The sequence below is a fragment of the Candidatus Coatesbacteria bacterium genome, from assembly GCA_014728225.1.
GTDB lineage: Bacteria > RBG-13-66-14 > RBG-13-66-14 > RBG-13-66-14 > RBG-13-66-14 > WJLX01.
The window spans coordinates 1-5,211 of record WJLX01000181.1 but is presented as its reverse complement, the minus strand read 5'-3'; the positions used below and the strand labels follow the sequence as shown (position 1 = coordinate 5,211).

Here is a 5,211-nt window from a genome sequence, read left to right as displayed (position 1 = left end):
TTGGGAACACGCTTTCAGGTCCGCGTACTCATAAGATACACCAAAAACGGAGAACCGTCAAGTTTTATATGTGGAGGCGACGGGACTCGAACCCGTGATGCAGGTTCCGCGGACCTGAGTGTTCCCACTACACCACGCCCCCATGCAGTCGTTCCTGTGATAGGGAAACGGGTCCGCTTGTCCACGCAGGAACATGGCTCAGTATAGCACAAAAGGTGCGGAGTGTCAGGGAAACGGTATTAGCGTCGCCCTGTCCCTACGTAAGATCTGAATTTTGGCAACGGCCAATTCCTTACAATCCTGTCGCAATAATAACTAATACGCCGGAGAAGATCATCGATAGTTACCGCGTCTTCGCTATTAGCGGTAGGCTTCTCAACCTGGAGAATATCCTCAAACAGCTTAGAATCCCAAGCCTTGATTTTTTGAAGTAGCCCATTGAACTCGTCAATGTAAAAAACTGCGTTAGATTCACTAGATAATGCAATTTCCTTTTCAACAGCATCCCTGAGGGCTACGAAATCATCTTTGCTCATACAAGTTCTCCTTCACTTCGAGTAAAGGCCGGGGTTGCAGCCCCGGCCCAGGGAACGAGCAGAACAGGGAGCTGAAGCCTCCCCACCGCGGTGCGAACACACCGCCAGGCCACGGCCTGCTACCCGCCCCTAACCGTGGGACATTGGAATAATAGCAGGCTTCATACGGCCCGTCAAACATTAGACACCGGGCCGGGGAGGAACCCAACACGATGAGAAGTCCGATTACCAGACAAAGCCACAAAGCCACCCTCCCCAGCCTGACCGTCGTGACGGCGAGGGACGAGTTGGTTATCACCGGCTGAAGCGGCCGGGCCGCTACTGCAAGGACCCGACCCCGCGGGGTCGGGTCTTTGCTATGGGGTTGGGCGCAGGCGTCGGCGGTCTCAGGCGTCCCGGGGCGTCTTGTCCTTGCCGAAGAGGACCCGTTCGGGCGGGTCGGTGTAGGCCTCGCGGGCCGGGCGGGCCTTGGGCAGCAGCTTCCAGACGGCCAGGCCGATCAGGACGAAGCCGACGATGACCGCCCACTGGTTGGTGGAGAGGCCCAGCCAGGTGACCTGGGGATCGGCGCGCAGGAAGTCCATCACGAAGCGGATGACGCCGTAGCCGACGCCGTAGGCCAGGAAGGTCGTCCCCTGGCGGCGGTCCTTGTAGAAGCGTTCGAGCAGCAGGATGCCGACGAAGAGGAGCAGATTAAGACCACTCTCGATGAGCTGTGTCGGTATCAAGGAGATGCCCTTGAGGCCGTTGACGGAGTCGGGGTGGGTGAAGGTCACGCCCCACCAGGCGTCGGTGGGCTTGCCCCAGCAGCAGCCGGCGGCGAAGCAGCCCTGGCGTCCGAGGGCCTGGGCCAGGGGCAGGCAGGCGGCCAGGGAGTCGGCGAAGCCGAGGAAACCGGGGGCGCTGCGCCGGGTGGCCAGCCAGAGGGCCACGCCGCCGCCGAGCACGCCGCCGAAGACGCTGAAGTAGGTGCGGCCGAAGATGAACCCGCCGGGATCGGCGAGGAAGTTGTCGAAGCGGGTGATGACGGTCAGCAGCTTGGCGCCGGCGAGTCCGGCCAGGATGACGATCACGGCCAGGCTTACGGTGTCGTCGAAGCCCACGCCGAGCATCTTCTTGTTGCGGCGGGCGAACAGCAGCAGGGCGGCCAGGATGGCCAGCATGAACCACACGCCGTACCAGTAGATGTCGAAGGTCCGGCCGTCGGAGAAGGGGAGCGGCACGTCGCGCAGGAAGACGGGATACACGGGCGTTCCTCGGTGCGGGTTGCCGGGGCAGTTTAACATAAGTCGACCGGCGGGGTTGGTATCAGTCTAAGTGCATAAGCGGACTGGGCTTGTCTACGGACCTCCGTTGGGTTAGAATGGAGCGGCACCCTTGGAGGAAGGTCCCCTTGAGCCGTCCGGACAACGCCGATCGTCCCCGCCTGACCACGCCTTACCGCGTCCTCTACGCCGACTGCGACCCCTACGACGTCGTTTACAACGTCAACTATTTCGTCTTCTTCGAGCGGGCCCGGGTGGAGCTGATGCGGGCCCAGGGGCTGTCGTACCGCGAGTTGCGCGCGCGGGGTTACGAGATGCCGATCATCGAAACCGGGGCCAGGTTCAAGCGCCCGGCCCGCTACGACGACCTGCTCGGGGTCACGGCGATTTGCGCCCGGCAGACTAAGACCCGCCTGTTCATCGAGTACGAGGTCCACCGTGACGGCGAGCTGTTGCTGACCGGCTTCACCACCCACGTGCTGGTGACCCGGGACGGTGAACTGCGACGCTTCCCGGACTGGCTCGCCGAGCTGCTCGAAAACCGACCCGTAGTTGAAACCCGCGACTAGGCCGTCGATGGAACCCGTCTACCTGGACAACGCCGCCACCAGTTGGCCCAAGCCCCCCGTCGTCGGGCGGGCGATGGTTGACTATCTGGAGCGCTGCGGCGGTTCGGCGGGGCGGGGCTCGCACCGGCGAGCCATCGAGGCCGGCCTCGAGGTCTACCGCACCCGCGAGGCCGTCGCCGGGCTCCTCGGCGTCGCCGTGCCCAACCGCGTCGTCTTCGGCCCCAACGCCACCTGGGCGGTCAATCAGGCCCTGTGCGGCCTGCTGCGTCCGGGGGACCGCGTCGTCGCCGACGTCTGCAGCCACAACGCCGTCCGCCGACCCCTGCTGGCCCTGGAGCGCCGGTTGGGTCTGGAGGTCGTCTGGTGGTCGCCGGAGGATCAGCGCCGCCCCCTGGATCCCCGGCGCCTGGACGAGCTGCTGGCCGCGAAGCCGACGCGGCTGGTGACCGTCTGCCACGTTTCCAACGTCCTGGGGACCGTCCATTCGCTGGAGCGGATCTGCGCCGTCGCCCGGCGCCGGGGGGCCCTGGTGCTGGCCGATTGCGCCCAGTCCGCCGGGGCCGGGCCCCTCGAGCTGGACGACTGGGGCGTCGACCTGACGGCCTTTACCGGACACAAGGCCCTCTGCGGACCCCAGGGTACGGGGGGCTTGGTCCTCGGGCCGGACCTCGAACTCGAGCCGCTGATGCGCGGCGGCGGCGGGGATTCCCGCACACCGGACATGCCGCCGGAGCTGCCCGAACGCCTCGAGGCCGGGACCTACAACGTCGTCGGCCTGGCCGGTCTGCGGGCGGGGATCGACTGGCTGGTCGAGCGGGGACCGCGGGAGGTCTACGCCCACGAGCGCCGCCTGGCCGCCCGGCTGCTCGACGGCCTGCTCGACTGCGGGGCCGAGGTCCTCGGGCCGCTGTCGCCAAAGCTGCGCGGCGCCCTGGCGGCCTTCAATCTGCCCGGCTGGGAGGCCCAGATGCTGGGCGCCGCCCTCGAGGAAACCGGCGGCATCCAGACCCGCAGCGGCCTGCACTGCGCCCCCGGCGCCCACGAGCTGGCCGGCACCCTCGAACGCGGCGCCGTGCGCGTCGGCCTCGGAGCCTTCACGACCGACGACGACCTCGACCACTTGTTTACCGTTATCGAGACGCTGCGCCGGAGGAAACGATGAGCGCCCCCCGGCTGTACTTCGTCTTCCGCACCACGATGCACACCATCGCCGCCTACCGCGAGCTGGAGGACGCCGGCATCTCCGGCGAGCTGGTCTCCAACCCCCCGGGCATCCCGGACTGCGGCATCGCCCTGCGGCTGGCCGGGGCCGATCGGACCCGGGCCGAAGAGCTGCTCGCCGACGGCGAGACCCCGCCCCAGCGGATCGTCCAGGAACGTCCAGCCGACTGAACGGAGCGATTCCGTAAAAAACGCCCGAGCCCGGCGCCGGGATCGGTTATCGCAAAGGCCGCCTTTCGGCGGCCTGTTTTCTACTAGGCTGTTCTTTGATCTAACTTTCTTCAAGCTCATCTTCTTTTTGTTTTATGAAATCACGCAGGTCCTCTAGTAACTTATTCATAAGTTCTTTATCCGTTATAGCAACATAATCATATATAATTAAAGCAACAGCCTCACCGCTTGGTTTTGATAGTCTATAAGCTGTAAAACATTGCCGAGTTGGTTCTTCAAGGCCAGTAATAGTGACCTCTTTATTATTCGGGTTTATGATGATTGTTTGTACTTTAAAGTTCGGGGGGCACATAAGCTCTCCTTTATGTTATATGGAAACCACCGTCTCCCAGTCCCCGGCCGCCAGCGCGCGCATGTAGCCCTTGATCAGCTCCCTGGTACGGTAGAAGCCGTAGGCCTTCTCGTCCTGGCGCTTGACGATGGGGAAGGTCTCCAGGATGTAGTCCGCGTCCTCGATGCTCATACCGTACATGATCATGTACGCCGCGTCAATCCTTGCCTTGAGGTGGGCGCGGCGTTCCTCGTTCCAGACGAAGGGCTCGCCCTCGTAGCCTAGCTCCCGGGCGAAGGGCTGCATGTCCCAGGCGGTATAGACCAGCTCCAGTACGAGGGGTTTCAGGCGCTTGGTCAGGGGTGTGGCGTCGGCGGCATTGAGGGGCTGATCGTAACGCTCGGGGGGAAAGATGGGTACTTGTTCTAATAAAAAGAAATTAAGATTACTACCACCCATAGTTCCACGAAAAGCGTAATCTAAACAAAATGAAGCGTAATTGGTATATAATGAATGCATAACATTATAAAATATATTACTTATTAGCAATATTTGTAGAGAGTTACCAAAGGCTACGCTTGGTAGATGAGTGGGTATAATAGAACGCATATTAGTATTAGATCCTGTGTTCTTAATACCTATTAACCATGAGCTAATAATATTAAATCTGTTAATTTTATCTTCATTTACCCAATAATTATTAGTTAATATGCAAGATAATTTTTCTTCATTACTGACTTTAACTTGTTGAGCAGGTCTATGTGGATTTGATGGATTTATTACTATTTTTGATGATTTATGATCATAGTGTTGTACCATCTTGCCCTCATACAACGGCAGCCAATACTCCTCGCCCTTCTTGTAGTAGCCGAAGCGGTTAGCGTCCCGGTAGCAGCCCGCCTCCTCCAGCTCCCTGGCCGTCTTGAACTTGTCCGAGTCGTTGGACATATGGAACATCGTGAAGAACGTTACGCCCCAGGGATTATTGACCTCATCGCCGTTCTCGTCCCGCTCGATCAGCACCGGCGCGGCGTCGTAGATCCGCCGCAGCAGTTCCAGGTCCTTGCGCCGGCGCAGGATGGGCGCGGTCAGGGTGTTGGGGTTGAAGCGCTTGAAGT

Annotated in this window: 7 protein-coding genes and 1 tRNA gene; 3 read left to right on the top strand and 5 right to left on the bottom strand. The window is 61.1% G+C overall.

Annotation, left to right across the window (positions count from 1 at the left end):
* Window positions 1-71 precede the first annotated feature (71 nt).
* The 3 genes from GF399_13080 to GF399_13070 all read right to left on the bottom strand — a co-directional run bounded on the left by GF399_13080 (window position 72) and on the right by GF399_13070 (window position 1,822).
* A tRNA-Arg gene (locus tag GF399_13080) sits at window positions 72-142 on the bottom strand.
* A gap of 97 nt (window positions 143-239) precedes the next feature.
* Window positions 240-536, bottom strand: coding sequence for a hypothetical protein (locus GF399_13075; protein ID MBD3401248.1), 297 nt, complete (start codon window positions 534-536; stop codon window positions 240-242).
* Between the two features lie 386 nt (window positions 537-922).
* Window positions 923-1,822: a hypothetical protein gene (locus tag GF399_13070; protein ID MBD3401247.1), complete on the bottom strand. Its 900-nt coding sequence runs from the start codon at window positions 1,820-1,822 to the stop codon at window positions 923-925.
* 77 nt (window positions 1,823-1,899) lie between these two features.
* Here GF399_13070 and GF399_13065 point away from each other — a divergent pair, with 77 nt between their 5' ends.
* The 3 genes from GF399_13065 to GF399_13055 are packed head-to-tail and all read left to right on the top strand — an operon-like array spanning window position 1,900 to window position 3,762.
* Complete coding sequence (locus GF399_13065) at window positions 1,900-2,370, top strand: YbgC/FadM family acyl-CoA thioesterase (protein MBD3401246.1); 471 nt, start codon at window positions 1,900-1,902, stop codon at window positions 2,368-2,370.
* Window positions 2,371-2,377: 7 nt separating this feature from the next.
* On the top strand, window positions 2,378-3,532 hold the full coding sequence (locus tag GF399_13060; GenBank protein ID MBD3401245.1) for an aminotransferase class V-fold PLP-dependent enzyme: 1,155 nt from the start codon (window positions 2,378-2,380) through the stop codon (window positions 3,530-3,532).
* The gene (locus tag GF399_13055) at window positions 3,529-3,762 is read left to right on the top strand and encodes a DUF3343 domain-containing protein (GenBank protein MBD3401244.1); all 234 of its coding nucleotides are present in this window, start codon (window positions 3,529-3,531) and stop codon (window positions 3,760-3,762) included. The genes GF399_13060 and GF399_13055 overlap by 4 nt, the downstream gene beginning before the upstream one ends.
* A 100-nt stretch (window positions 3,763-3,862) precedes the next feature.
* Here the strand turns inward: GF399_13055 and GF399_13050 are convergent, their stop codons facing one another.
* Both GF399_13050 and GF399_13045 read right to left on the bottom strand, forming a co-directional pair.
* Window positions 3,863-4,114: a hypothetical protein gene (locus GF399_13050; GenBank protein ID MBD3401243.1), complete on the bottom strand. Its 252-nt coding sequence runs from the start codon at window positions 4,112-4,114 to the stop codon at window positions 3,863-3,865.
* A 15-nt stretch (window positions 4,115-4,129) separates the two neighbouring features.
* On the bottom strand, window positions 4,130-4,552 hold the full coding sequence (locus tag GF399_13045; protein ID MBD3401242.1) for a hypothetical protein: 423 nt from the start codon (window positions 4,550-4,552) through the stop codon (window positions 4,130-4,132).
* Between the last annotated feature and the right edge of the window lie 659 nt (window positions 4,553-5,211).